We start from the raw sequence: 25,357 nt of genomic DNA, 5'->3' as shown, positions 1-25,357 counted from the left end.
CCTTCCGGGCCGGGAAGTGTTGCGGAGTGGTGGATTCCGGGTGTAACGGGCCGCCTAACCGGCATACGGAGGTGCGCCCGCTGCGCTGTCGTGACATCCGGCCCGCCTTTCCGGACATGACAGAGCCCGTCTCTCCGGGGGAAGAGAGACGGGCCCCGTCAGTCTGAACGGTCAATCTGAGAGACCTCTAAGAGAAACGCCGCAGCCGGGCCACGGAATTCCCTCTTAGAACGCGGACTCGTCGAGCTCCATCAGCGACTGGTCGACGGACTCGGCCAGACCGCGCTCGAGGGAGACGCCCGGCAGGACGTGGTGCGCGAAGAACTTCGCCGCGGCGATCTTGCCGGTGTAGAAGGGCTTGTCCTTCGCCGAGGCGCCGGCCAGCTTCTCCGCGGCCACGGCCGCACCCTTGAGCAGGAGGTAGCCGATGACGACATCGCCGGAGGCCATCAGCACACGGGTGGTGTTCAGGCCGACCTTGTAGATGGACTTGACGTCCTTCTCGGTCGCCGCGAGGTCGGTCAGCATGGCGCCGACGATCGCCTCCAGGTCGGCGGCGGCCGTGGCCAGCTCGCCGCGGGCCTGCTCCAGCTCCGCGCCGCCGGTGTTGTCGGCGAGGAACTTCTTGATCTCGTCGGAGAGGGCGGTGAGGGCCTGGCCCTGGTCGCGGACGATCTTCCGGAAGAAGAAGTCCTGGCCCTGGATCGCGGTGGTGCCCTCGTAGAGGGTGTCGATCTTGGCGTCCCGGATGTACTGCTCGATCGGGTATTCCTGGAGGTACCCGGAGCCGCCGAAGGTCTGGAGCGACTGCGCCAGCTGCTCGTAGGACTTCTCCGAGCCGTAGCCCTTGACGATCGGCAGCAGCAGGTCGTTCAGGCGGATCGCGGCGCTCGCGTCCTCGCCCGCGGTCTCCTTGACGAGGATCTCGTCCTGGACCGTGGCGGTGTAGAGCACCAGGGCGCGCATGCCCTCGGCGTACGCCTTCTGCGTCATCAGCGAGCGGCGCACATCGGGGTGGTGGGTGATGGTGACGCGCGGGGCGCTCTTGTCGGTGAAGGCCGCCAGGTCCGGGCCCTGCACGCGCTCCTTGGCGTACTCCAGCGCGTTGAGGTAGCCGGTGGAGAGGGTGGCGATGGCCTTCGTGCCGACCATCATCCGGGCGAACTCGATGATCTTGAACATCTGGCGGATGCCGTCGTGCTTCTCGCCCAGCAGCCAGCCCTTGGCCGGGTGGTTGGCGCCGAAGGTCATCTCGCAGGTGTTGGAGGCCTTCAGGCCCATCTTGTGCTCGACGTTGGTGGCGTAGGCGCCGTTGCGCTCGCCCAGCTCGCCGGTCTCCCAGTCGAAGTCGTACTTCGGCACGATGAAGAGCGACAGACCCTTGGTGCCCGGACCGGCACCCTCGGGACGGGCGAGGACGAAGTGCACGATGTTCTCGGACATGTCGTGCTCACCGGAGGTGATGAAGCGCTTGACGCCCTCGATGTGCCAGGTGCCGTCCGCCTGCTGCACGGCCTTGGTGCGGCCGGCGCCGACGTCCGAACCGGCGTCCGGCTCGGTGAGCACCATCGTGGAGCCCCACTGCTTGTCCACCATCAGCTGGGCTATGCGGTGCTGCTCCTCGGTGCCCTCCTCGTGGAGGACGCCGGCGAAGGCGGGGCCGGACGCGTACATCCACACGGCCGGGTTGGCGCCCAGGATCGTCTCGGCGAAGCCCCACAGGAGGGAGCGCGGCGCGGTGGTGCCACCGAGCTCCTCCGGGATGCCCAGCCGCCACCACTCGGCGTCCATGAAGGCCTGGTAGCTCTTCTTGAAGCTGTCCGGCACCGGCGCGGTGTTGGTGTCCGGGTCGAAGACCGGGGGGTTCCGGTCGGTGTCGGCGAAGGACTCGGCCAGCTCGTTCTCGGACAGCCGGGCGATCTCGGACAGCACGCTCTTGGCGGTGTCGACATCCATCTCCGCGAACGGTCCGGTGCCGTACACGCTGTCCCGGCCGAGCACCTCGAAGAGGTTGAACTCGATGTCGCGGAGATTCGACTTGTAGTGCCCCATGGATACGGCTCCGTAAGGGTTCGGGAGGGAGGACCTCAAACGCAATACCAGCAAGTAGCAAGTGCCTACGATGATGCTACCCACCGGTAATAAGAATCAACCCCTACCGCCCATCTGTGACGAGCGTCCCCCGGAGAATCGCTGACTCAGTACGCTGTGGCGCATGTACGGCTACGACCAGAACGCGGGTGCCGGGCAGCAGCAGTACGGAGCGCCCCCGCCGCAACAACCGGCCCCCGGGGGTTACGGCGAGCAGCCGCTGTATCCCGAGCCGTCCCCGCCCTCCCTCGCCGACGCGGTGCGCGCCTTCACCACCGGCTCGATGTCCGCCGAGGACTTCCAGGGCATCTTCTCCACGTCCAAGGTCTACTGCCCGCGCGGTGAGAACCCCGGCTTCCTGGCGCTGCACAACACCCAGCAGCCGGTGATCCCGATGTTCACCTCGCTCAAGGAGCTGCGGCGGTACGCGGGCAAGGAGTCCAAGTACTTCGTGATCACCGGTGCCGAGGTGCTCGACCTGCTGCCGACCGGCTATGGCTTCGTCCTCGACATGGAGGGTGACCACCGGATGGTCTTCGACGCGAAGGCCGTGGAGCAGATGGTCGACTTCGCGATGCGGCGAATGTACGGCTAGCCGTCCCGGTGTGCGGCGGGCCGGTGTCCGCTGCCGCCGCTGAGTCACGGGCCGGTCCCTCGGAGGGGCCGGCCCGAGGTGTGTGTGGGTGCCCTTATCGACTCAGGGAGCCCCTTCGACCTGGGGAAACGTGGGCGGGAATGCCGTGGGCCTTGCGGGTTGTTCACCATTCAACTAAGTTGGTTGCGACCGAGGAGGCCGTCATGCCCGCAGTGACCGTTGAGAATCCGCTGACCCTGCCGCGTGTGGCGGCGCCCGTCGCGGCGCCCGCCCGCCCCGTGCTGGCCGTAGCCACCGCTCCGAGCGGGTTCGAGGGCGAGGGATTCCCGGTGCGCCGTGCGTTCGCCGGGATCGACTACAAGCACCTCGACCCGTTCATCATGATGGACCAGATGGGTGAGGTGGAGTACGCGCCGGGAGAGCCCAAGGGCACGCCCTGGCACCCGCACCGGGGCTTCGAGACGGTGACGTATCTGATCGACGGCACCTTCGTGCACCGTGACTCGCACGGCGGCGGTGGCGTCATCAACGACGGTGACACCCAGTGGATGACGGCCGGTTCGGGGCTGCTGCACATCGAGGCGCCGCCGGAGTCGCTCGTCCTGTCCGGTGGTCTCTTCCACGGCCTCCAGCTGTGGGTGAACCTGCCGAAGAGCGACAAGATGATGGCCCCCCGCTACCAGGACATCGGTGGCGGCAACGTCAAGCTGCTGACCTCGGCCGATGGTGGCGCGCTGCTGCGGCTGATCGCCGGTGACCTCGACGGCCACCAGGGGCCGGGCGTCACGCATACGCCGATCACGATGATGCATGTGACGGTGAACCCGGGCGCCGAGCTGACCCTGCCCTGGCGCAAGGACTTCAACGCCCTTGCCTACGCCCTGGCCGGACGCGGTACGGCCGGTGCGGAGGGACGCCCGTTCCGTATGGGGCAGGCAGTCGTGTTCGGGAGCGGGGACTCGCTCACGATCCGGGCGGACGAGTCCCAGGAGTCGCGCAGCCCCAACTTCGAGGTGGTCCTGCTGGGCGGGCTGCCGATCCGCGAGCCGATGATGCATTACGGCCCGTTCGTGATGAACACCCACGCCGAACTGGCGCAGGCCTTCGAGGACTTCCAGGCCGGCCGGCTCGGGACCATCCCCGCCGACGAGCGCTGACGCCACGTCGGCAGCGGGGCGGCGTTTCACGTGAAACGCCGCCCCCGATGCCTTCCCGGAGCCGCCCCGGGCCTGCGGCCGTGGTGGACTGTCCGGGTGCGAAACGACTCGGAGGAGAACCGGCGCGGCGCCGAGGGTGAACGGCCGCAGCCTTCCAGCCCGTTGCTGCCGATCGAGGCCCGCCGTGCCGGGGCCTGGTGCCTGGTGGCGTTGCTGATCGCGGCCGTGCTGGCCCTCGGGGTATGGCTGTGCGTCGAACTGAGCGCGGCCGTGACCCCCGTACTGCTGGCACTGCTCGGCAGCGGGCTGCTCGGGCCGCTCTACCGGCGGCTGGTGGCGATGAAGCTCAACCGTTCCCTGGCGGCCGGACTGACCTGTGCGGTCCTCGTGGTGGTGGTCGGTGGCGCCGGATACATCGTCGTCAGCGCACTGGTCGACACCGGGGACCAGATCATCGCCTCGCTCCGGAACGCCGCCCACGACCTCTCCCAGCACTTCGGGGCGGCCGGTACCTCGCTCGACGATCTCGCCGCCAAGTCCAAGGACCTGGTCGCCAAGTTCGGAGGTACCGCGGCGTCCGGGCTGCTGGCCGGGGTCAGCGTCGTCGGCCAGTTCCTCGCCGCCTCGGTCCTGGCCCTGCTGCTGACCTTCTTCTTCCTGCGCGACTCCGACAAGGCCGTACGCGCCCTGCGGGCCTGGGCGCCCGGCACCTCGGCACCGCAGCTGGAGCGGATGGCCCGCCGCGGCTTCCAGAGCATCGAGGGCTTTATGCGCGGCACCACCTTCATCGCGCTGATCGACGCCATCTGCATCACCGTCGGACTGCTGATCCTCCAGGTGCCGGGCGCCGTCGGACTGGGCGCACTGGTCTTCGTCGGCGCCTACATCCCCTACCTCGGCGCCTTCATCTCCGGCGCGGTGGCGATCCTGGTCGCGCTGGCCGACCGCGGCTTCGTGATCGCGCTGTGGGCGCTCGGCGTCGTCCTGGCCGTGCAGGTGCTGGAGGGCCATGTACTCCAGCCGATGATCCAGAGCCGTACGGTCCAGATGCATCCGGCGACCGTGATGCTGGCGATCACCGCGGGCGCCAGCGTCGCCGGCATCCTCGGCATGCTGCTGTCCGTACCGCTGACCGCCGCCGCGACCGGCGTGCTCCACGAGCTACGGGTGCACTACGCCGCGGACTCGGACTCGGACTCGGACTCCGACTCGGACTCCGACGACAGCGGGCCCGCGGCCTCGGCCGCCTCCTCGTAGAGCTCGAACCACGTCGACTTGCCGTCCCCGCGCGGATCCACGCCCCACGCCCCGGCCAGCAGCTCCAGCAGCATCAGACCGCGCCCTGACGACGCCAGTTCGCCGGGGCTGCGGCGGTGCGGCAGCTCGTCGCTGCTGTCGGCGACATCGACGCGGATACGCCGGGCGCCCCGCTCACCGGTGATCTCGGCGACCAGCAGCGCGTCCCCGTCGGTGTGCAGCAGGACATTGGTGACCATCTCGGAGACCATCAGCACCGCCGAGTCCACCTGGTCCGGGTCGGCCCAGTCGTGCAGCACGTCCCGGACCTGCCGGCGCGCCTCGGCTATCCGCTCCGGCTCGGCCTGGGCGACGGAGAGCACGGTGCGCCGGACGGGCTGCGGCGTCAGCAGGCCGCCGGTGCCGACCCCGCAGGCGGCGCCCTCGCGGCGCAGCAGCAGTACGGCGATGTCGTCCTCGCGGCGGTCCACCAGCGGCCCGGTGGTGTGGTGCGACGGCGGCCCGTGCACGGCCTGGACCAGCGCGTCGGCCAGCCGCTCCAGACTCTCGCCGTCCTCGTCGGCCTCCCATGCCTCCAGGACGTCGCGCAGCCGCTCCCAGCCGGTGTCCAGATCGTGGCCGCCGGTCTCGATCAGCCCGTCGGTGCACACCATCATGGTCTCGCCGGGCTCCAGGACGAGCCGGGTGGTGGGGTAGTCGGTGTCCGGGATGATGCCCAGCGGCAGTCCGCCCGCGGTGGGCCGGACCAGCATCGTGCCGTCGCTCATCCGGATCGCCGGCTCGGGGTGGCCGGCCCGCGCGATGTCCAGCAGCCCCGTCGCCGGGTCCACCTCGATGTAGAGGCAGGTCGCAAAGCGCTGGTCCTCGCCGTGGCCGCGGAGCTCGGTCTCATTGATCCCGGCCAGGAAGCGGGAGGCGCGGGAGAGCACCGCGTCGGGGTGATGGCCCTCGGACGCGTACGCCCGCAGCGCGATCCGCAGCTGCCCCATCAGGCCCGCGGCCCGTACGTCGTGCCCCTGGACATCCCCGATGACCAGCGCGATCCGGCCGGACGGCAGCGGGATCATGTCGTACCAGTCGCCGCCGACCTCCAGTCCGCCGCCGGTCGGGACGTAGCGGGCCGCGACCGTCATCCCCGGGATGTCCGGCTGCACCGTCGGCATCATGCTGCGCTGTAGAGCCAGCGCCAGTTCCTGCTGTTCCTCCTGCATCACGGCCCGGGCCAGTGCCTGGGCCAGCATCCGGGCGACGGTGGTCAGCACCGAGCGCTCATCGGGGGTGAACGCCACCGGCTGGGCGAACGCCGCCATCCAGGCGCCGATCGTCCGGCCCGCGTTCACCAGAGGCAGGAACGCCCAGGACGTCCGGCGGAAACGGGCGGCCAGCGGCCAGGTGGCGGGGTAGCGGCGGCGGTACTCCTCCGGGGTGGGCAGATAGCTGGCCCGGCCGGTGCGGACGACCTCGGCGGCGGGGTGGTCGGCCGTCAGCGTCATGTCGGCGAACGGCCGCTCGTCGCCGGACGCGTAGCCGTGCTGGCCGATGACCGGTAGCCGGTCGCCGTCGATGCCGAAGACCGCCAGCCCGTCGGGCATGAACCCCGGCATGGACAGCCCGGCCGCGACCCGCAGCACCTCGGCGGTGGACCGCGCCTCGGCCAGCGCCCGGCCCGCGTCCAGTAGGAACGCCTCACGGGAGCGGCGCCAGTCACCGGTTATCGGGGTGTGCGCGGCAGAGGTCCCGGGCTGTGGTTCGGGCACCTCCTGGAGGGTGCCGACCATCTCGAGGTCGCCGTCGACGACCCGGGGGCGGGAGCGGGAGCGGACGATGCGCTGCACCCGCCCCTGCTCGTCCACGATGCGCAGCCGGGACTCGGCGAGCGTCTGCTCGGCGACCGCGAGCTGCACGATCCCCATGACCTCGGCGAAGTCGACGGGATGAAAACGGGAGCGCACCGCGGCCTGGGTCAGTTCCGCCGGTGCGGCGGGCAGCCCGAGCAGCCGGGCCGCTTCGGCGTCGAGGGTCACCCGTTCCGATGTGTGGTCCCAGCGCCACATGCCGGTCGCGACGGCGGCCAGGAGATCCTCGGTGCGCATTGCCTCACTTTAGGTGCGTTTGGCGGCGCCTCACCAGCGAGCCGGAACGTGACCATCGTCCCAGTCGGGAGGCCCCGGGCCGGTCCTCACGGCGCTGATGCGTATATGTCAACGAAGACGTGCTGGCCGGGACGGTAACCTGGAGCGGTTATGTCAATCCTGGGGTGGCCTTTCGGGTGATCCACGGGGAGAGCGACCGGGCGCGTGAGCCCGTACTCCTTTTCCTCTCCCTCTCCCGACAACTCCTCACCTCGACACTCGCGACGACTTGGATGAGCGATGCATCGGTACCGGTCCCATAACTGCGGCGAGCTCCGAGCCACGGACGTCGACACCGACGTCCGCCTCAGCGGCTGGCTGCACAATCGACGTGACCTGGGCGGCATCCTCTTCATCGATCTGCGCGACCACTACGGTCTGGTCCAGCTCGTCGCCCGCCCCGGCACACCGGCCAACGAGGCCCTCAGCTCGCTGACCAAGGAGACCGTCGTCCGCATCGACGGCAAGGTCAGCGCGCGCGGTGCCGACAACGTCAACCCCGATCTGCCGACCGGTGAGGTCGAGATCGAGGTCTCCGACGTCGAGGTGCTCGGCGCCGCCGACCAGATCCCCTTCACGATCAACGCGGACGACGGTGTCAACGAGGAGAAGCGCCTCGAATACCGCTTCCTCGACCTGCGCCGCGAGCGGATGCACCGCAACATCATGCTGCGCACCGCGGTCATCTCCGCCATCCGTCACAAGATGGTGGCCCTCGGCTTCAACGAGATGGCGACCCCGATCCTGTCCGCGACCTCCCCCGAGGGCGCCCGCGACTTCCTGGTCCCCTCCCGTCTGCACGCCGGCAAGTTCTATGCGCTGCCGCAGGCCCCGCAGCAGTTCAAGCAGCTGCTGATGATCGCCGGGTTCGACCGCTACTTCCAGATCGCGCCCTGCTTCCGTGACGAGGACGCCCGCGCGGACCGCTCGCCGGGCGAGTTCTACCAGCTCGACGTCGAGATGAGCTTCGTCGAGCAGGAGGATGTCTTCCAGCCCGTCGAGAAGCTGATGACCGAGCTGTTCACGGAGTTCGGTAACGGCCGCACGGTCACCTCCCCGTTCCCGCGCATCCCGTTCCGCGAGGCGATGCTCAAGTACGGCTCCGACAAGCCGGACCTGCGCGCCGAGCTGGAGCTGGTGGATGTCTCCGACGTCTTCGCGGGCTCCGGCTTCAAGGCCTTCGCCGACAAGCACGTCCGCGCGCTGGCCGTGCCGGACACCGCCGACCAGCCGCGCAAGTTCTTCGACCAGCTGGGCGACTTCGCCGTCCAGCAGGGCGCCAAGGGCCTGGCCTGGGTCCGCGTCGGCGAGGACAACGCGCTGACCGGCCCGATCGCCAAGTTCCTCACCGAGGACGACATCAAGTCGCTGGTCGTCGCCCTGGACCTCAAGCCCGGCCACGCCGTCTTCTTCGGCGCCGGTGAGTTCGACGAGGTCTCCAAGATCATGGGCGCGGTCCGCGTCGAGGTCGCCAAGCGCGCCGGCCACTTCGTCGAGGACGAGTTCCGCTTCTGCTGGATCGTCGACTTCCCGATGTTCGAGAAGGACGAGGACACCGGCAAGATCGAGTTCTCGCACAACCCGTTCTCCATGCCGCAGGGCGGCCTGGAGGCGCTGGAGACCAAGGACCCGCTGGACATCCTGGCCTGGCAGTACGACATCGTCTGCAACGGCACCGAGCTGTCCTCCGGCGCGATCCGTAACCACGAGCCCGAGGTCATGTACAAGGCCTTCGCGATCGCCGGCTACGACAAGGAGACGGTCGAGGCCGAGTTCGGCGGCATGCTCCGGGCCTTCAAGTTCGGCGCTCCGCCGCACGGTGGCATCGCCCCCGGCGTCGACCGCATCGTCATGCTGCTGGCCGACGAGCCCAACATCCGCGAGACCATCGCCTTCCCGCTCAACGGCAACGCCCAGGACCTGCTGATGGGCGCCCCGAGCGAGGTCGAGGAGGCCCGCCTCAAGGAGCTGCACCTCTCCCTGCGCAAGCCGCCGGTGAAGTAGGCGCCACTGACGGCGAGGGGCCTCGGACAGGCTGAGGGGCGGCGTTTCACGTGAAACGCCGCCCCGGCCCGTTCGGGGCCTCTGTGCTGCCGGGCGGTCGTCGGCGGCCCGGCGGTCCCGGGACGGGAACGGACGCCGCAGGGCGGCCCGGGTGCCCCGACCGCTCCACTCGTGTGGCCGGGCTCCGGCAGCGCCCGCACTGTGGTGCTCATGCAGCAAGCCAGCCTCCTCTCCGCTCCGGCCGGCCCGGGGCCGCGGGCCCGCGCGACGCGCTCCGCCGCGGCCCATGACCTTTGGTGGCTCACCGCCGTGGCCGCCGTCTTCACCGCCCTCCTGGTCTATGGCGCCCTGACCACCCCGGGCCTGGGATGGGACGAGACGGTCTACGTCAGCCAGGTCGACCGCGATACGCCGGCCGCGTTCTTCAGCGCGCCGCGCGCCCGCGGCGTCAGCTTCCTGCTCGCCCCGGCTGCCGCGCTGACGACCTCGGCCACCGTGCTGCACTGCTACCTGGCGGTGCTCTCCGGCGCCGGGTTCCTGCTCAGCCTGTGCGTCTGGCGGCGACTGCTGCCCGCCCCCGTACCGGCGCTGGGCGGCGCGCTGTTCGCCGGTCTGTGGATCACGCTCTTCTACGGCCCGCAGGCGATGCCCAACCTGTGGGTCGCCTACGCCGCGCTCGTCGCCACCGGCTGCTTTCTGCGCGCCGTACGGCAGCCGTCCCGCCAACTGGCCCCCCGCGCCGGCCGGGGCGCGGCGGCCGGACTCGGCGTCGCGGTGGCGGTGGCCGCGCTGATGCGCCCCACCGACGCCGTCTGGCTGGCCGTGCCGCTCTTCGCCGCGGCGCTGTGCGTCCCGTCCTGGCGGCGCCCCGCCGTGCTGCTGGCGCTGCCCGCCGGGCTGGCCCTGGGGTGCGCCGAGTGGGTCGCGGAGGCGTATCTGTCCTACGGCGGGCTGGTGGCCCGGCTGCGGGAGGCCGGGCGGATCCAGGGCGGTCTGGGCTGGCATCTGTCCTTCGACGACCATGCCCGCTCGCTTCAGGGAAAGACCCTGTGCCGGCCCTGCCATCTGGCCTGGGACCACCCGGTGACGGCGGTGTGGTGGTTCCTGCTGCCCCTGGCGGTCATCGGGGCGGTATGGGTGGCGCTGCGCTCCCGTGAGTCCGGTGGTGCGCTGCACCGCTACGGTCCGGCCTGGGCGTCCGCGGAGCGCGGTGGGGGCCCGCAGCCACTCGGGCTGGCGCCGGTCCGGCCGGGCAGCCGTGAGCCGGTCGGCGAGCCGGACCACCACGGCCCGGTGTGGCCCGCGGTGCGGCTGCGCGATCCGGTCGGCCCGCTGCACCGCAACGGACCGGCTCCGCTCGTCGTCCCGGCGCTGGCCGGCCTCTGCCTCGCCGCGCCCTACCTGCTGACGGTGAATTACGCCGCGCCGCGCTTCCTGCTGCCCGCGTACGCCCTGCTGCTGATGCCCGCCGCGTGGTTCCTGTACTGGCTGACCCGGCTGCCGCGCCGCCGGCACGCCTGGGCGGTGGCCGTCCTCGTCCTCGCGCTGACCAGCCATGAAGCCATCCAGCTGGTGATTCTGCACAAGATGGTGCGGAGCACCGCACGCGCCCAGGCCGGTATCGACCGGATCTCCGGGACGCTGAAGGAGGCCGGTTTGCGGCCGCCCTGTGTGGTGAGCGGCGAGGAGGCGGTACGGGTGGCGTACCAGGCGGGCTGTGCGTCCCGCCAGCCGCGGGGCCACGACGCCGGTATCACTCCCGCGGGCCTGGCCCGGCTGGCCGCGGCCAGGCCCACCGTCGTCCTGGTCGACGGCCGTAAGCCGCCGGCCTACGCCCGTGGCTGGCGCCCGGTCCCGCTGCCGCCGACGCCGGGCCTGAAGCCACTGCACGCCTTTGTGTCCCCGCCGACCCGGCCCTGAGCCGCGGCGTCCGGGCCATCGGGGCCCACACATGCGGACGCCCGCCCGGCCTGAGGGCCGGACGGGCGTGCATGCGTGCTGTTCTGGCCGCGGAGAGACCCGCGGTCAGGCGGGGATCACTGCTCCGCGCCGCCGAAGCGCTCGCGGTAGGCCTCCAGGTCGTCCTCGGTGATCTTCGCGAAGAGCACCGGCGGCACGGTGAAGGGAGTTCCGGCCGGCACCGAGGCCAGCGCCTTCGCCTCCTCCTGGGAGACCCACACCGCGGTGTCGTTCTCCAGCGCGAAGGCACTCCGCATCGCCTTGGCCGACGACGGGATGAACGGCTCGGAGACGATCGCGTACAGGTGGATGAGGTTCATCGCCGTACGCAGCGTCAGCGCCGCCGCTTCCTTGTCGGTCTTGATCTCCAGCCACGGGGCCTTCTCCTCCAGGTAGGAGTTGCCCGCGCTCCACAGGGCGCGCAGCGAGGCCGAGGCCTTGCGGAACTGGAGGGCCTCCATGTGGCCCTCGTACTCCGCCAGCAGCCCGGCGATCTCCTCGCCCAGCTTCTGCTCCGCGGCCCCGGCCTCGGCGCCCGCGGGCACGTCGTCACCGAACCGCTTCCGGGAGAACGACAGCACCCGGTTGACGAAGTTGCCGAGGGTGTCGGCCAGGTCCTTGTTGACCGAGGACGCGAACAGCTCCCAGGTGAAGGAGGTGTCGTCGGACTCCGGGGCGTTGGCGATCAGGAAGTAGCGCCAGTAGTCGGCCGGCAGCAGCTCCAGGGCCGCGTCGGTGAAGATGCCGCGCCGCTGGGAGGTGGAGAACTTCCCGCCGTAGTAGTTGAGCCAGTTGAAGGCCTTGAGGAAGTCGACCTTCTTCCACGGCTCGCGGGTGCCCAGCTGGGTCGCCGGGAACATCACGGAGTGGAACGGCACATTGTCCTTGGCCATGAACTCCGTGTACCGGACGTCCTCGGCCTCGTACCACCACGACTTCCAGTCGCGGTTCTCCGGGTCGGCGTCCGCCCACTCCTTCGTGGAGCCGATGTACTCGATCGGCGCGTCGAACCAGACGTAGAAGACCTTGCCCTCGGCCGCCAGCTCCGGCCACACATCGGCCGGCACCGGCACGCCCCAGTCCAGGTCACGGGTGATCGCCCGGTCCTGGAGGCCCTCCGTCAGCCACTTGTGCGCGATGGACGAGGCCAGCGTGGGCCAGTCCTTGCTGCCGTTGCCCTCCAGCCAGCCCTCGACCTCGTGCTGAAGCTTCGACTGGAGCAGGAAGAGGTGCTTGGTCTCGCGCACTTCCAGGTCACCGCTGCCGCTGATCGCCGAGCGGGCGTCGATCAGATCGGTCGGGTCGAGCACCCGGGTGCAGTTCTCGCACTGGTCGCCGCGCGCCTTGTCGTAGCCGCAGTGCGGGCACGTGCCGACGATGTAGCGGTCCGGCAGGAAGCGGTCGTCGGCGATCGAGAAGACCTGGCGGATCGCCCGCTCCTCGATGAAGCCGTTCTCGTGGAGCTTGCGCGCGAAGTGCTGCGTCAGCTCCAGGTTCTCCGGCGACGAGCTCCGGCCGAAGTAGTCGAATGCGAGGCTGAAGCCCTCGTAGATGGCCTTCTGCTTGTCGTGCTGCTCCGCGCAGAACGCGTCGACCGACTGGCCCGCGTCCTTCGCCGCGAGCTCGGCAGGGGTCCCGTGCTCGTCCGTCGCGCAGATGTAGAGGACATCGTGCCCGCGCTGCCGCATATACCGGGCATAGACGTCGGCCGGGAGCATGGACCCCACCATGTTGCCCAGGTGCTTGATCCCGTTGATATACGGAAGGGCGCTGGTGATGAGGTGTCGAGCCATTGCCGGCTGCTCCCAAGTCGCTACGGTGAGTGAGGATTTGCTTTACGGAACGTCAATATCGTACTGGACGGGGCAGGGGGGACCGCGCGGGTATTTCGGTGCCGGACCGCGCCCCCGCTCACCCCCGCTGCCGCCCGCCGCGGCCCGCGCTCACACCGCCGCGTCCGCCGACTCGGCGCCGTCCGCCGCCGGGGACCGGCCCTGCTTCGGCGCCCGGCCGTTGACCAGGAGTCCGGCGACGAGCGCGGCCAGCAGCATGATCGCCGACGCCACCCCGATGGCGACGTTGAACCCGTGCACCACCCCGTTCTTGACGATCTGGTCCCGCACCGCCGGGGTGAGCCCGAGCCCGCCGCCCTTCCGGGCCGCGTCCGCCAGGTGGTCCGCGATGAACACCGCACTCGCCGAGGTGGCGATGGTGTTCAGCAGCGCCGTACCGATCGAACCGCCCACCTGCTGCGCCGTGTTGACGGTCGCGGAGGTGACCCCGGAGTCGTGCGGGGCCACCCCGGACGTGGCCGTCGCCATCACCGGCATGAAGATCAGGCCCATGCCGAGCCCGACGAGCAGCATGGCCGGCAGCACATGCGACACATACGCCGGTTCGGCCGTCAGATACCGCAGGGTGAAGAGCCCCGCGGCGGCCAGCAGCGCGCCCGGGACCATCAGGAACCGTGGCGGGATGCGGTGCAGCAGCCGCGCCGAGATCTGCGTCGAGCCGATCACGATCGCCGCCACCATCGGCAGGAAGGCCATGCCGGTCCGGACCGGTGAATAGCCGAGCACGGTCTGGAGGTAGTAGGTCATGAACAGGAACATCCCGAACATCGCGATGACCGCCAGCGCCATGGTCAGGAAGGCGCCGCCGCGATTGCGGTCCCGCACGATGTGCAGCGGCAGGAGGGGATGCGGCGCCCGCGACTGCCACCAGCCGAAGACGGCCAGCAGCGCCACCCCGCCCGCCAGCAGCCCGATGACCAGCCCGTCGCCCCAGCCCCGTGGCTCCGCCTCGCTGCACCCGTAGACGATCGCGACCAGGCCGCCGCAGCCCAGCACCGCACCTGGAATGTCCAGGTGCACCCGGCCCCGCTCCGGCTTGTCGTGCAGGAACACCGCCGCGCCCAGGAAGGCGATCACCGCGATCGGCACGTTCACATACAGGCACCAGCGCCAGTTCAGGTACTCGGTCAGCAGCCCGCCGGCGATCAGTCCGATGGCCGCGCCGCCGCCCGCGATGGCCCCGTAGATCCCGAAGGCCTTGCTTCGCTCCTTCCCGATGGTGAACGTCGTGGTGAGCAGCGACAGCGCGGACGGTGCCAGCAGCGCCCCGAAGGCGCCCTGGAGTGCCCGCGCCCCGAACAGCAGCCCGGACCCGGTGGCCGCACCGCCCAGACCCGACGCGACCGCGAACCCGACCAGCCCGATCATGAACGTCTTCTTCCGTCCCACCAGGTCGGCGATCCGCCCGCCGAGCAGCAGCAGCCCGCCGAACGCCAGCGTGTACGCGGTGATCACCCACTGCCGGTTGGCGTCCGACATCCCCAGATCCCGCTGGGCCGACGGCAGGGCGATGTTCACGATCGTCGCGTCCAGCACCACCATCAACTGCGCGATCGCAATCACCACGAGGCCCCACCAGCGCCGCGGATCGGGCTTCGCCGGAGTGGCCCAGCTGGGAGTAGTGGTCCGGGGAGGGGTAGCGGGTCCTCCCTCTTGGCTCGCGTCACTCATCACGGCCCGCCTCGCTCGGCTGGTACGGCCACCCCGGCCACCCCGCCGCTCCCACCCGGAGCAACCGGATCAAACGGAGCACTTCACCCATTCAGCGTAGGGAGGGGCGCGGGGCCTCGCCTCTTGTGGTGCGCGTCGGCGCCGAGGCCAGGGGGCGCACACGACGGCGGCCGCGGCCGGGCCCGGGGGCGCCCGGCCGCGGCCGGTGAGGTGTCGGGTGTGGTGGAGGCGAGAGCGGTCAGCTGTCCTTGAGGACGCCGGCCGCGCGGGCCTCGGTGAGCCACTCGGGGAACTCGACCATCAGCTGCTGGTAGAGCTCGTCGTGGGAGAGGCTGCGCGGGTCGCGGCCGGCGTGGAAGAAGCCGGCGTTGTCGACGGTGCGCTTCTCCGGTACGGCCAGGTCGTCGAGCTTGCGGAGGAAGTCGAAGCCCTTGGCGTCCGGGTCACCGAAGCCGATGAACTGCCAGAAGATGGGGAGCCCGGCCGCCTCGCAGAGCGCCTTCTCGGCGGCCGGCTTGGAGGTCGGGGCGCCGTCCGTCTGGAAGATGACGAAGGCCGGGGCGGTGGCGCCGGACTTCTTGTAGTGGTCGACGACCGCGTTGATGGCCCAGTGGTAGTTCGTACGGCCCATGTGGCCCAGACCGGCGTGCAGTTCCTCGATGCGGCCCTCGTAGGTGGCGAGGTCGAGGTCGGCGGTGCCGTCGATGTCGGTGGAGAAGAAGATCACCGGCACGGTGGCGTCGTCGTCGAGGTGCGCGGAGAGGCCCAGGGCCTGCTCGGCGAGGTTCTGGACGGTGCCGTCCTTGTAGTAGGGACGCATCGAGCCGGAGCGGTCCAGGACCAGGTAGACGGCGGCGCGCTGGGTGGCGAGGCCGTGCTTCTCCAGGGTGCTGCCCGCGGCCTTGTAGAGGCTGACGAGGGCGGGCGCGGTAGTGGGGAGCGAGGCCGCGGCGGCGGAGGGGGCTACGGCCTCGGCCTTGGGCTCGTCGGCGGCCGGCCGGTCCGCGGCCGGCTGGTCGGCCTTCGGCGCTGCGGGCTGCGGCTCGGCCGTCTTGGGAGCCTCCGTCTTGGGGGCGTCCGTCGTGGGCGCTGCGGCCTTCGGCTCGTCCTTCGGCTCCGCCTCGGCCGCGGGCTCCGCCGCCACCTCGGGCTCCGCCTCGACGACGTCGGCCGCCGGCTCGGCCTTCGCGGCCGGCTTCGCCTCGGGCTCTGCGACGACCTCCGCCTTTGCCTCGACCTCGGGCTCCGCCTTCGTCTCGGCGGCCTCGGCCTTGGGCTCCGGCTCGGCGTCGGCCTCCGGCTCGGCCTCGGCCGGCGCCGCCGCGCTCGGGCTGTCGAAAGCCTGGCTCACGAGATCGGCGACGGTGTCGCCGGCGGCCGGCTCGGTGGCGGTGGCCGGTGCGACGTCCGCCGCGGGCTCGTCCTTGTCGCTCGTACCGGCCGCAACGGCCTGCTCGGCGGCGTCCTCGGCAGAGTCCGACGTGGCCTCGGCCGCGGCCGCCTCCGCCGCAGGCTCCTCAACCGCTTCAACCGCCACGACGGGCTCAGCCGCCTCGACCGCCTCGATGGCCTCGCCCGATACGGCCGCCGCGGCCGCCGCAGTCGCGTCGTCGGCAGTCGGCTCGTCCCGCACCTCGGCCGCATCCCGACCGGCGGCCTCTTCAGAAACCGCGGCCTCCTCGGATACCGCGGCCTCCTCCCGTACCGGGGAGCTGTCCGCCGCCCGCTCCGCCCGCTCCGTGCGGTCGACGCGGCTGCCCTGGGCGGGGAGCGTCGGGGTCGTCGGTGCCGGGTCGGTGGCGGGGGTCTCCGTGGGGGCCGTCCGGGCGGCCGGGACCTCGGCTTCCGGGGCGGCGGGGGCCGGTGTGGACTCCTCGCGGGCCTCCGGGATGGTCGCGGACTCCGGCTTGTCGGCGCCGCTCGGGGCCGCGCCGGTTTCTTCACGGGTCGCCTTGGAGCGACCGAAAGCGTTGCGCAGCAGACTCCGAATGCCCATCGGCGAACCTCTCTTGCGGGTGGTGGGTGCGGCGTATGTCCGTGACGCACGGACATGTCCCTGACCAGGACGGATACGTAAGGGTAGCGGCCGGGACCGGCCTCATCGTGGGACCCCGCGCCTTGTGTGGTGGGCCATCCGGGGGCTGTGGCGGGTCAGTGGGTTTCGGCCGGGGCGCCGGAGTTCCGCCGCGGAGACATCGGTCCTGCGTACGAGGTTGCTCAGCCGTGCGGACACCGGCGCGGCAGGCGACCCCGTGCGGAATTTTCGATACCGGACTGAATCCTTTCCGTGCTCCGGGCCACCGTCGTAGGCAGCTCTTTGCCCTCCCTGGAACCGGGATTGACCCCTCGTACGGTGCCGGGCGGGCCTGCCGTCCCCCCGGATTCACCGGCTGTTCATGTTTGCGTCGTCATGTGGCGGATCGGCCCGTTTAGCGTCACGGCGAACCATGACCGCGAACCGGACTACGGCGCTCGCATCCTTTCGTCGCGCCGCACACCGTTCGGCCTCGTTCGACTCCGCTAAAGAGGGGGAAATGTGCGCAAGTTCCTGCCGTTGATCGGCTCGCATCCTGGTGGGCGTTCGGCCATGACGTGCCGTTACCGCTGTGGTGACGCCTGCTTTCACGAGACGCCGAACACGAGCGACAACGCCTACGTCGGTGACGTCATCGCCGGTGCGCTGTCCCGGCGTGCGATGGTGCGGGCCGCCGCGGTCGTGACGGTGGCGGCGGCAGCCGGCGGCGCAATGGGCGGCGTGGGGGCGACGCCGGCCGTCGCGGCGCCGGGGGCCGGTGAGGCGTCCCGGGCGGGGAAGGGCCACAAGGCGGCGCGCGGGCTGCGGTTCGCCACCGTGGCGCCGAACAAGGCCGACGCGGTGGTCGTCCCCGAGGGGCACGCGCAGAACATCGTCATCCGGTGGGGCGACCCGATTCTGCGCGGGGCGCCGGCCTTCGACCCGGACCGTCAGTCGGCGAAGGCGCAGGCGGCGCAGTTCGGTTACAACAACGACTACATGGCCGTACTGGACCTGCCGGGCGAGCGGCACCGGCAGCTGATGGTGATCAACCACGAGTACACCGACGAGCAGCTGATGTTCGCCGGGTACGACGCGGAGGCGCCGACGCGGGAGCAGGCCGAGATCGGCTGGGCGGCGCACGGGCTGTCCGTACTGGTCGTCCAGGAGGAGCGGCACAGCGGGCGGCTGACGGCGGTGTCCCGGCACCGGCTCAACCGGCGGATCACCGGCACCACGCCGTTCGAGGTCACCGGCCCCGCGGCGGGCAGCGACCTGCTGAAGACGTCCGCCGACCCCGAGGGGACGCGGATTCTGGGGACGCTCAACAACTGCGGCGGCGGCATCACACCGTGGGGGACGGTGCTGTCCGGCGAGGAGAATTTCAACCAGTATTTCGCCAACGGGGGCAATGTCACCGATCCGACGGCGGCGGCCCGTCTCAAGCGGTACGGCATTACCGGCGCCGCGAGCCAGCGTAAGTGGGAGCGTTTCGACAAGCGCTTCGATGTGACGCGGGAGCCGAATGAGCCGCACCGCTTCGGCTGGGTCGTGGAAATCGACCCCCACGACCCCGAGTCGACACCGCGAAAGCTGACGGCGCTGGGACGGTTCAAGCACGAGGCGGCCGAACCGCGGCTGACCGCGGACGGCCGGCCCGTTCTCTACATGGGCGATGACGAGAAGTTCGATTACTTCTACAAGTTCGTCTCCGCCCGGCGGATGAAGCGGGGAACGTCCCGGGCCGCGCGGGAGCACAACCGGACGCTGCTGGACGAGGGGACGCTCTATGTCGCCAAGTTCACCGGTGACAGTGCGGCGGGGGAGATCGACGGGTCGGGCAAGCTGCCGAAGGACGGCGAGTTCGACGGGTCGGGGGAGTGGATTCCGCTGGCGAGCGGGGACACCTCGCATGTGCCGGGAATGACGGCGGAAGAGGTCTATGTCTTCACCCGGATGGCCGCCGACAAGGTGGGCGCCACGAAGATGGACCGGCCCGAGGATGTCGAGCCCAGCCCGCGGACCGGGCGGGTCTATATCGCCCTGACCAATAACAGCGACCGGGGGAAGACGGGCAAGGCTCCGGCGGACGAGCCCAATCCGCGCAAGGAGAACAAGCACGGGCAGATTCTGGAACTGAGCGAGCGGTGGGACGATCCGGCGGCGGACCGTTTCGACTGGCGGCTGTTCCTGGTCTGCGGTGACCCGGAGGACCCGGCCACCTATTTCGGCGGATTCCCCAAGGACCAGGTCAGCCCGATTTCCTGCCCGGACAACATCACCTTTGATGTGCACGGAAATCTCTGGATATCGACCGACGGAAATGCGCTGGGCAGTCATGACGGGCTGTTCGGCGTGGCGACCGCGGGCGAACGGCGGGGTGAGGTCCGGCAGTTCCTGACGGTGCCCACGGGGGCCGAGACCTGCGGGCCGGTCGTACAGGAGCGGCGGGTGATGGTCGCCGTGCAGCACCCGGGTGAGGTGGACGGCGCCAGTGTGGAGCGGCCCGCGTCGCAATGGCCGGACGGGGAAGGCGCGTTGGTCCGCCCCTCCGTGGTGAGCGTATGGCGGAAGGACGGGCGGGACATCGGCATGTGAGGGAAGGCAGGCGCCCATGGGGGCGGGGACCGGCTCCCCGTCCCCAGGGGCGCTGTCACATCCCGCGGCCCACGCTCCGTCCCGCGACGCGCCCCGGCGGTATCTCCCGTCCCGCCACATCACGCCGCGGAAACGATGTGGCAAGAGCAGGGTAAGAAGTGTGTCGCTCAGGTATCCGATGCGCAGGTGTGCCCGTCTTCTCCGGTGACCATTGTCCGGAGCCGTCCGTTGTGCCTAAGGCGGCCGGTTAAGAAGGCAAGAACCCTTCCGAGGGTGACGGGAGATGTGGGCGCATGGGGCTGACCAGTCAGTCGCTCGAATACACGGTGATCGTGCTGGCGGTGCTCTGTGTCGCCGCCACGGTCTGGCTCTGGCCCCGGCTGGCGCGGCGCGGCGTGACGGCCGTCCTCGGCCGGCTGGGCGCGATCGTGGTCACCCAGGTGTCGATCGTGTGTGCGCTCGCCCTCGCCGTGAACACGAACTACGAGTTCTACGGCAACTGGGACGAACTGCTGGGCAACACCGATGAGGCGCCGGCATCCCTGAGCCAGGGCGGCGGGCAGTACGCCTCGGTCGGCAACCTCAAGGGCGGACTGGTCCAGCCGGCCGGTGCGCAGGGGCTCGACCGGGTGAGCGGACTGCCCAAGGGGCCAGCCGACCGGGTGGGCAAGGTCGAGTCCGTGAAGATCATCGGCCGTCGCAGCCGGGCCATCAACCCGGGCTTCGTCTATCTCCCGCCGCAGTACTTCCAGCAGCAGTTCCGCCGCCAGCGGTTCCCCGTCATGGTCGTCATCAGCGGCTACCCCGGCGGGATCATGAACCTCGCACAGCACCTCCAGGTGCCGCAGAACGCCGGCCGGCTGATCGCGCAGGGCAAGATGCAGCCGACGGTGATCGTGATGGTCCGGCCGACGATCGCCCCGCCGCGCGACACCGAGTGTGTGGATGTGCCGGGCGGTCCGCAGGCCGAGACCTTCTTCACCAAGGATCTGCCGGACGCCATGAAGTCGGCCTACCGGGTGGGCCGTGACCCCAGCGCCTGGGGCGCGTTCGGCTATTCGTCCGGCGGCACCTGCTCGTTGCAGCTGGCGATGCGCAACCCGAAGGTCTACACCTCGGCGGTCTCGCTCTCCGGTGACTACGCGATCAAGGACGACCTGACCACCGGCAGCCTCTTCGGCCCCGGTCCGGAGGGCGCCCGGCGCGAGCGCGAGCACGACCTGCTGTGGCGGCTGAAGAACCTCCCCGCGCCGCAGATCTCCGCGCTGGTCGCCAGCAGCCGTAAGGGCGAGGCGGACTACGGCGACACCATGAAGTTCCTGCGGGCGGCCAAGTCGCCGATGACGACCGAGTCGATCATCCTGCCGCAGGGCAGCCACCAGTTCACGACCTGGCGGCGGGAGGTCGTGCCGGCCCTCCAGTGGCAGAGCCAGCAGCTGACGTTCCCCCAGGACACCGAGGCGCTCCCGCAGCGCAAGCCGGGCGTGGGCAAGGGCGGCGCCCCGGGGCAGCGGACCACGCCGTCCCCGGCACCGTCCGCGTCCGACGACAACAAGGGCCGCCGACGGGTGGAGGCGGAGCGCCCCCAGCAGTGAGCCGCGAGTGAGCTGAAAAGGGGCGCCGGAGCTGTCCGGCGCCCCTTTTGCATGCCTGCGCCGAGCGCCGGCGGCGGGCGGGGAGCGGACCGTTCCGCATGATCCGGGGGGCCTCGGGTAACCGGAATTTCCTCGGACGCACCGTCCGTCACGCACACCGGGGAGTTCTCATGGCGCGTACGCGAGAGGGCGGGGAGGCGGCCTGGTCACCGGTGGCCGCACGGGCCCCGCTGGCCGTCCGGATCCTGCTGCTGGTGCTGGCCTTCGCCGCGATGGTGGCGTTCGCGGCGGCGCTGGCACGGGTCACGCTGACCCCGTCGGCGGCGTCGGTGCCGCTGACCCACCCCAACCTCCGCCCCGGTGACTCGATCCGGGGCTATCTGGCGCAGCCGCACCTGGCCGACACCGTCAAACAGCTCGGCGGCAATGTCGTGCTGGGCCTGCCGTTCGGGGTGCTGCTGCCCGTACTGGAGCCGCGGGCCCGCGGGCTGCTGCGGGTGGGGGCGGCGACCGCCCTGGTGATGCTGCTGGTGGAGCTGGTGCAGGGGGCGCTGATCACCGGGCGGGCGTTCGACATCGACGATGTGATCCTCAACTGCGCCGGTGCGCTGCTCGGCTATCTGCTGCTGGGGCGGTGGCTGGGCCGGGCCGTGCATCCGCGGCGCCGGCACTGGTGGCACCGGCTCACCGGCAAGGGGGCGGCGGGGCCGGTCAAGGCATCCGGGGCCGGGCCGGGGTGACGCAGCGCCCGGTCGGCACCGGCGGTGGCGCGCGCCCCGTGGCGCGCGCCCGGCCGCGCTACGGGCGGTAGACCATGCCCGGCTGCGGCTTCGCCGGGGAGAGCAGCTGGGAGACCGTGACGATCGTGTAGCCGCGCTGCTTCAGCTCCTTGAGGATGCCGGGGACGGCCGGCACGGTGCCCCGGTAGATGTCGTGCAGCAGGATGATGCCGTCGCGCTCGGTCTGTTCGAGCACCCGCTTGGTGATCAGGGCCGAGTCGTTGGTCTGGTAGTCCTTGGCGGTCACGCTCCACAGGACCTGCGCCAGGCCGAGGTCCTTGCTGATTTTGGAGACCGACTCATCGGTCCGGCCCTGCGGCGGGCGCATCAGCTTCGGCGTCTTACCGGTGATCTTGCGGACCGCGTCCTGGAGGCGGGACATCTCGCGCTTGGCCTCGCCGGGCCCGATGTCGGTCAGGATCTGGTGCGACCAGGTGTGGTTGGCCAGCTCATGGCCCTCGGCGTCGATCCGCTTCACCTCGGCGGGGCGCTTTTCCACGTGGTTCTCGCCGAGCATGAAGAACGTCGCGTGGACCTTCTCCTTCTTGAGGATGTCCAGCAGGCGGTTGGTGTTCTCGCTGGGGCCCGCGTCGAAGGTGAGCGCGACGCACTTGGCCTTGCGGCAGTCGACGGCGTCACCGGCCTTACCCCGCGGGGCCTTGCCGTCCTCGGCCGCGGCGACCGCGGCGTCCTTCGCCTTGACGTCGGCCGCCGGTGCCTCGGCGCGGGCGTCGGCCGGGGCCGTGACGTCGTAGGTGGCGCAGCCGCTGAGGGCCAGGACCAGGGACGTGGCCGTCAGCAGACCGGCGATCAAGGTACGGCGGGCCACGGATATCGACTTCGGCATGCGGGTCTCTCTTCGGGTGCGGTGGATCCGACAGCGAGCCCGTGACCTGCACTTTTGGGCATGACGAAGTCGACGCCTACAGGGCGTTGCCCTGCCGCGCCGACCGCTCGGGAACAGCTGTCGTAGGGACTCTGGGGACTATACATAGGCAGTACACACTGGATGTGTACGTGGGGTGTGTACGTGCCGGGAGCACGGGAAGGGGGCGCGGACGGAGGGGCGCGGGAGCGGGTGGGAGGGACGGCGGCGGAGGCTGTCCGCGTCCACCCCGATCGGACGCGTCCGCCGCGACACCCCGCCCCCGCCGCGATGGACTCGTACCGTGACCGCACCGCCGCCGGACGACTGCCTGGCGCACAACGACTGGATCTGCGGCGACTACCTGAGCACCCGTCGGCAGATCCTCCTCGACGCGCTCCTCCAGCACCTCCAGCTGACGGTGTTCTCGGTGGCGCTCGGGCTGGTGATCGCGGTCCCGCTGGCGCTGCTGGCCCGGCGCAGACGCTGGACGGTCGGGCCGGTGCTCGGCATCACGACCGTCCTCTACACGATCCCGTCACTGGCGATGTTCTCGCTGCTGCTGCCGCTCTACGGGCTGTCCGCCACCCTCGTGGTGGTCGGCCTCGCGCTCTACTCGCTCACCCTGCTCGTACGGAACATCCTGGCGGGGCTGGACGGGGTGCCCGCCGAGGCCACGGAAGCCGCCCGGGGCATGGGGTACGGGCCGATGCGCCAACTGCTGACCGTCGAACTGCCACTGGCCGTGCCGGCGGCGATGGCCGGGCTGCGGATCGCCACGGTCTCGGCGGTCGCGCTCACCACCGTCGGCGCCATCGTCGGATACGGCGGACTGGGCAACCTCATCTACGCCGGGATGAACGCGTTCTTCAAGGCACAGGTGCTCACCGCGTCCGTGCTCTGTGTGCTTCTCGCGGTGGTCTTCGATCTGCTGCTGCTCGGCGTGGAACGGCTGCTGACGCCCTGGCGCCGGGCGAGCCGGCGGGCGGTGCGGTCCCGGGCCGCCACCGGGCCGAAGCGCCTGGTCGCGGCCCTCGGGCGGCGGACGTGAACACCGTCTCCGCGGTGTGGAGTTGGCTGACCACCGCCGCCAACTGGTCCGGAGAGAACGGCGTCTGGCACCGCCTCGAACAGCACCTCGTGCTCACCTTCTCCTGTCTGGTCATCAGCGCCCTGATCGCGCTGCCGGTCGCCCTGACCCTCGGCCATCTCGGCCGCGGCGGGGCGCTGGCCGTCAACCTCGCCAACATCGGCCGCGCGGTGCCGACCTTCGCTGTCCTCGTCCTGCTGCTGCTCACCCCGATTGGACGGCACGGGCAGTGGCCGACCATCATCGCGCTGGTGTTGTTCGCGATTCCGCCGCTGCTGACCAATGCGTATGTCGGGATGCGTGAGGTGGACCAGAACGTGGTGCGGGCCGCCCGGGGCATGGGGATGACCGGCACCCAGCTGGTGTGGCGGGTCGAGGTGCCGCTCGCCGCTCCGCTCGTCCTGACCGGTATCCGGATCGCCGCGGTCCAGCTGGTGGCCACCGCCACCCTCGCCGCGCTGGTGGGCGGCGGAGGGCTCGGCCGGATCATCACCGCCGGGTTCAACCTCGCCAGCACCCCGCAGGTGGTCGCCGGAGCGGTGCTGGTCGCGGTGTTCGCGCTGCTGATGGAGGCCGCCTTCGAGCTGGCCCAGCGGTGGGCACCGGGGTGGGCCCGCGGACGGGCGCGATGAGGGCCGCTGGTGCGGCCGTGGCGGCCGTCGTCTTCCTCGGACTCGCGGGCTGCGCCAGCGGCCCCTCTCTGGAGACCCGCGCCGCGATCACCGCCTCCCCCGGCGACAGCCACGAACTCACCATCGGCTCGGCCGGCTTCACCGAGAGCGAGCTGCTCGCCCAGATGTACGCGGCGCTGCTCGACCACGCCGGGTACCGGACCCATGTGGTGACCGTCGGCAACCGCGAGCTGTACGAACCCGCCCTGGAGGTGGGGCAGATCGATGTCGTACCCGAGTACGCCGCCACCTTCGCGGACTGGCTCAACGCCAAGAACAAGGGCTCCAAGGCGCCCCCGGTGGCCTCGCCCGACATCGAAACCACCATGGCGGCGCTGCGCAGGCTCGCCGGCCCACGCGGTCTGACCGTGCTCCCGGCCGGCCGGGCCGTCGACCAGAACGCCTTCGCGGTGAGCGCCGACTACGCCCGCAAGCACCACCTCAAGACCCTCAGTGATCTGGGCCGCGCCAAGCTGCCGGTGCGTCTGGCCGCGGGCGATGAGTGCGTCCAGCGGCCGTTCTGCGCGCCGGGGCTGAAGAAGCGCTACGGGATCAACATCACCGCCATCGACCCGAAGGGCGTCGGCACCACACCCGCCAAGCAGGCCGTGCAGAACGGGCAGGACCAGATGGTGCTCACCACCAGCACCGATGCCACCCTCGACCGGTTCGGGCTGGTACTGCTCACCGACGACAAGAAGCTTCAGAACGCCGATTACGTCCTCCCCGTCGTCAACCGCGCCCGGGCGGGCGGCGCGGGGCCGGCCGCCGCGCTCAACCGCCTCAACAAGGTGCTGACCACCGCCGATCTGATGTATCTCAACGAGCAGGTGGACAGCTGGCGGCGGCTCCCGGCGGATGTGGCGCGCAACTACCTGAAGTCCAAAGGGCTGTTGCCGAAGAGCTGAACCCGCGCGGGAGGTGTGGCCGGTGCTGGACAGTGACCGTGCCCGTGACGCGAGCGGTGACCGGGCCGGTGTTTCACGTGAAACGCCGCGCAGGGAGGCAGGCCGGGCGTTTCACGTG

General features: G+C 70.7%; 17 protein-coding genes. 11 read left to right on the top strand and 6 right to left on the bottom strand.

Features of this window, described 5'->3' with window-relative positions:
* Window positions 1-225 precede the first annotated feature (225 nt).
* Complete coding sequence (locus QT196_RS19660; protein ID WP_168480341.1) at window positions 226-2,052, bottom strand: acyl-CoA dehydrogenase; 1,827 nt, start codon at window positions 2,050-2,052, stop codon at window positions 226-228.
* Window positions 2,053-2,215: 163 nt separating this feature from the next.
* Here QT196_RS19660 and QT196_RS19655 point away from each other — a divergent pair, with 163 nt between their 5' ends.
* From QT196_RS19655 to QT196_RS19645, 3 genes are all read left to right on the top strand, one after another.
* Window positions 2,216-2,686 (top strand): SseB family protein, encoded by a 471-nt coding sequence (locus QT196_RS19655; protein ID WP_168480340.1) that lies wholly within the window; start codon window positions 2,216-2,218, stop codon window positions 2,684-2,686.
* Between the two features lie 203 nt (window positions 2,687-2,889).
* Window positions 2,890-3,843: a pirin family protein gene (locus QT196_RS19650; protein WP_168480339.1), complete on the top strand. Its 954-nt coding sequence runs from the start codon at window positions 2,890-2,892 to the stop codon at window positions 3,841-3,843.
* Between the two features lie 96 nt (window positions 3,844-3,939).
* Window positions 3,940-5,100 carry an AI-2E family transporter gene (locus QT196_RS19645; protein ID WP_266737439.1) on the top strand — a complete coding sequence of 387 codons (1,161 nt, stop codon included), beginning with the start codon at window positions 3,940-3,942 and terminating at the stop codon, window positions 5,098-5,100.
* Here the strand turns inward: QT196_RS19645 and QT196_RS19640 are convergent.
* A complete protein-coding gene (locus QT196_RS19640; RefSeq protein WP_266737437.1) occupies window positions 5,016-7,193 on the bottom strand; it encodes a SpoIIE family protein phosphatase in 2,178 nt (725 codons plus the stop codon). The two genes, QT196_RS19645 and QT196_RS19640, sit on opposite strands and share 85 nt — an antisense overlap.
* Before the next feature lie 279 nt (window positions 7,194-7,472).
* On the opposite strand from QT196_RS19640, the gene aspS reads away from it, so the two are divergent.
* Together aspS and QT196_RS19630 are read left to right on the top strand one after the other, a co-directional pair.
* Window positions 7,473-9,236, top strand: coding sequence for an aspartate--tRNA ligase (gene aspS, locus QT196_RS19635; RefSeq protein ID WP_266737435.1), 1,764 nt, complete (start codon window positions 7,473-7,475; stop codon window positions 9,234-9,236).
* 210 nt (window positions 9,237-9,446) lie between these two features.
* Entirely contained in the window at window positions 9,447-11,156 is a 1,710-nt protein-coding gene (locus QT196_RS19630; RefSeq protein WP_266737433.1) for a hypothetical protein, read from the top strand.
* A 116-nt stretch (window positions 11,157-11,272) separates the two neighbouring features.
* On the opposite strand, the gene metG is transcribed toward QT196_RS19630, so the two are convergent.
* The 3 genes from metG to QT196_RS19615 form a co-directional block, all read right to left on the bottom strand.
* A complete protein-coding gene (gene metG / locus QT196_RS19625; protein ID WP_168480334.1) occupies window positions 11,273-12,988 on the bottom strand; it encodes a methionine--tRNA ligase in 1,716 nt (571 codons plus the stop codon).
* 150 nt (window positions 12,989-13,138) lie between these two features.
* Window positions 13,139-14,614 carry an MFS transporter gene (locus tag QT196_RS19620; protein ID WP_168480333.1) on the bottom strand — a complete coding sequence of 492 codons (1,476 nt, stop codon included), beginning with the start codon at window positions 14,612-14,614 and terminating at the stop codon, window positions 13,139-13,141.
* Between the two features lie 343 nt (window positions 14,615-14,957).
* Entirely contained in the window at window positions 14,958-16,715 is a 1,758-nt protein-coding gene (locus QT196_RS19615; RefSeq protein WP_290355333.1) for a VWA domain-containing protein, read from the bottom strand.
* A 540-nt stretch (window positions 16,716-17,255) separates the two neighbouring features.
* Here QT196_RS19615 and QT196_RS19610 point away from each other — a divergent pair.
* The 3 genes from QT196_RS19610 to QT196_RS19600 all read left to right on the top strand — a co-directional run bounded on the left by QT196_RS19610 (window position 17,256) and on the right by QT196_RS19600 (window position 21,666).
* A complete protein-coding gene (locus QT196_RS19610) occupies window positions 17,256-19,331 on the top strand; it encodes a PhoX family phosphatase (protein WP_266737429.1) in 2,076 nt (691 codons plus the stop codon).
* A gap of 293 nt (window positions 19,332-19,624) precedes the next feature.
* On the top strand, window positions 19,625-20,926 hold the full coding sequence (locus QT196_RS19605; RefSeq protein WP_168480330.1) for an alpha/beta hydrolase-fold protein: 1,302 nt from the start codon (window positions 19,625-19,627) through the stop codon (window positions 20,924-20,926).
* A 170-nt stretch (window positions 20,927-21,096) separates the two neighbouring features.
* Window positions 21,097-21,666, top strand: coding sequence for a VanZ family protein (locus QT196_RS19600; protein WP_248001222.1), 570 nt, complete (start codon window positions 21,097-21,099; stop codon window positions 21,664-21,666).
* A 58-nt stretch (window positions 21,667-21,724) separates the two neighbouring features.
* On the opposite strand, the gene QT196_RS19595 is transcribed toward QT196_RS19600, so the two are convergent.
* Complete coding sequence (locus QT196_RS19595; protein WP_168480329.1) at window positions 21,725-22,552, bottom strand: polysaccharide deacetylase family protein; 828 nt, start codon at window positions 22,550-22,552, stop codon at window positions 21,725-21,727.
* 322 nt (window positions 22,553-22,874) lie between these two features.
* Between QT196_RS19595 and QT196_RS19590 the strand changes: the two genes are divergently transcribed.
* Genes QT196_RS19590 through QT196_RS19580 form a run of 3 tightly spaced genes read left to right on the top strand, consistent with a single transcriptional unit; the run spans window position 22,875 to window position 25,239 of the window.
* Entirely contained in the window at window positions 22,875-23,621 is a 747-nt protein-coding gene (locus tag QT196_RS19590; protein ID WP_266737428.1) for an ABC transporter permease, read from the top strand.
* Window positions 23,618-24,292, top strand: coding sequence for an ABC transporter permease subunit (locus QT196_RS19585; RefSeq protein ID WP_085923765.1), 675 nt, complete (start codon window positions 23,618-23,620; stop codon window positions 24,290-24,292). The genes QT196_RS19590 and QT196_RS19585 overlap by 4 nt, the downstream gene beginning before the upstream one ends.
* On the top strand, window positions 24,289-25,239 hold the full coding sequence (locus tag QT196_RS19580) for an ABC transporter substrate-binding protein (protein ID WP_266737426.1): 951 nt from the start codon (window positions 24,289-24,291) through the stop codon (window positions 25,237-25,239). Before QT196_RS19585 ends, QT196_RS19580 begins: the two co-directional genes overlap by 4 nt.
* Window positions 25,240-25,357 lie beyond the last annotated feature (118 nt).

This window comes from Streptomyces sp. P9-2B-2 (genome assembly GCF_030406865.1).
Lineage (GTDB): Bacteria > Actinomycetota > Actinomycetes > Streptomycetales > Streptomycetaceae > Streptomyces > Streptomyces platensis.
The sequence above is the reverse complement of the archived record's forward strand: the minus strand, read 5'-3'. Positions and strand labels throughout refer to the sequence as shown.

Coding starts and splice junctions, on each gene's coding strand:
- QT196_RS19660 (WP_168480341.1), bottom strand. CDS start 2,052: ATGGGGCACTACAAGTCGAATCTCCGCGACATCGAGTTCAACCTCTTC.
- QT196_RS19655 (WP_168480340.1), top strand. CDS start 2,216: ATGTACGGCTACGACCAGAACGCGGGTGCCGGGCAGCAGCAGTACGGA.
- QT196_RS19650 (WP_168480339.1), top strand. CDS start 2,890: ATGCCCGCAGTGACCGTTGAGAATCCGCTGACCCTGCCGCGTGTGGCG.
- QT196_RS19640 (WP_266737437.1), bottom strand. CDS start 7,193: ATGCGCACCGAGGATCTCCTGGCCGCCGTCGCGACCGGCATGTGGCGC.
- aspS (WP_266737435.1), top strand. CDS start 7,473: ATGCATCGGTACCGGTCCCATAACTGCGGCGAGCTCCGAGCCACGGAC.
- QT196_RS19630 (WP_266737433.1), top strand. CDS start 9,447: ATGCAGCAAGCCAGCCTCCTCTCCGCTCCGGCCGGCCCGGGGCCGCGG.
- metG (WP_168480334.1), bottom strand. CDS start 12,988: ATGGCTCGACACCTCATCACCAGCGCCCTTCCGTATATCAACGGGATC.
- QT196_RS19615 (WP_290355333.1), bottom strand. CDS start 16,715: ATGGGCATTCGGAGTCTGCTGCGCAACGCTTTCGGTCGCTCCAAGGCG.
- QT196_RS19605 (WP_168480330.1), top strand. CDS start 19,625: ATGGGGCTGACCAGTCAGTCGCTCGAATACACGGTGATCGTGCTGGCG.
- QT196_RS19600 (WP_248001222.1), top strand. CDS start 21,097: ATGGCGCGTACGCGAGAGGGCGGGGAGGCGGCCTGGTCACCGGTGGCC.
- QT196_RS19595 (WP_168480329.1), bottom strand. CDS start 22,552: ATGCCGAAGTCGATATCCGTGGCCCGCCGTACCTTGATCGCCGGTCTG.
- QT196_RS19580 (WP_266737426.1), top strand. CDS start 24,289: ATGAGGGCCGCTGGTGCGGCCGTGGCGGCCGTCGTCTTCCTCGGACTC.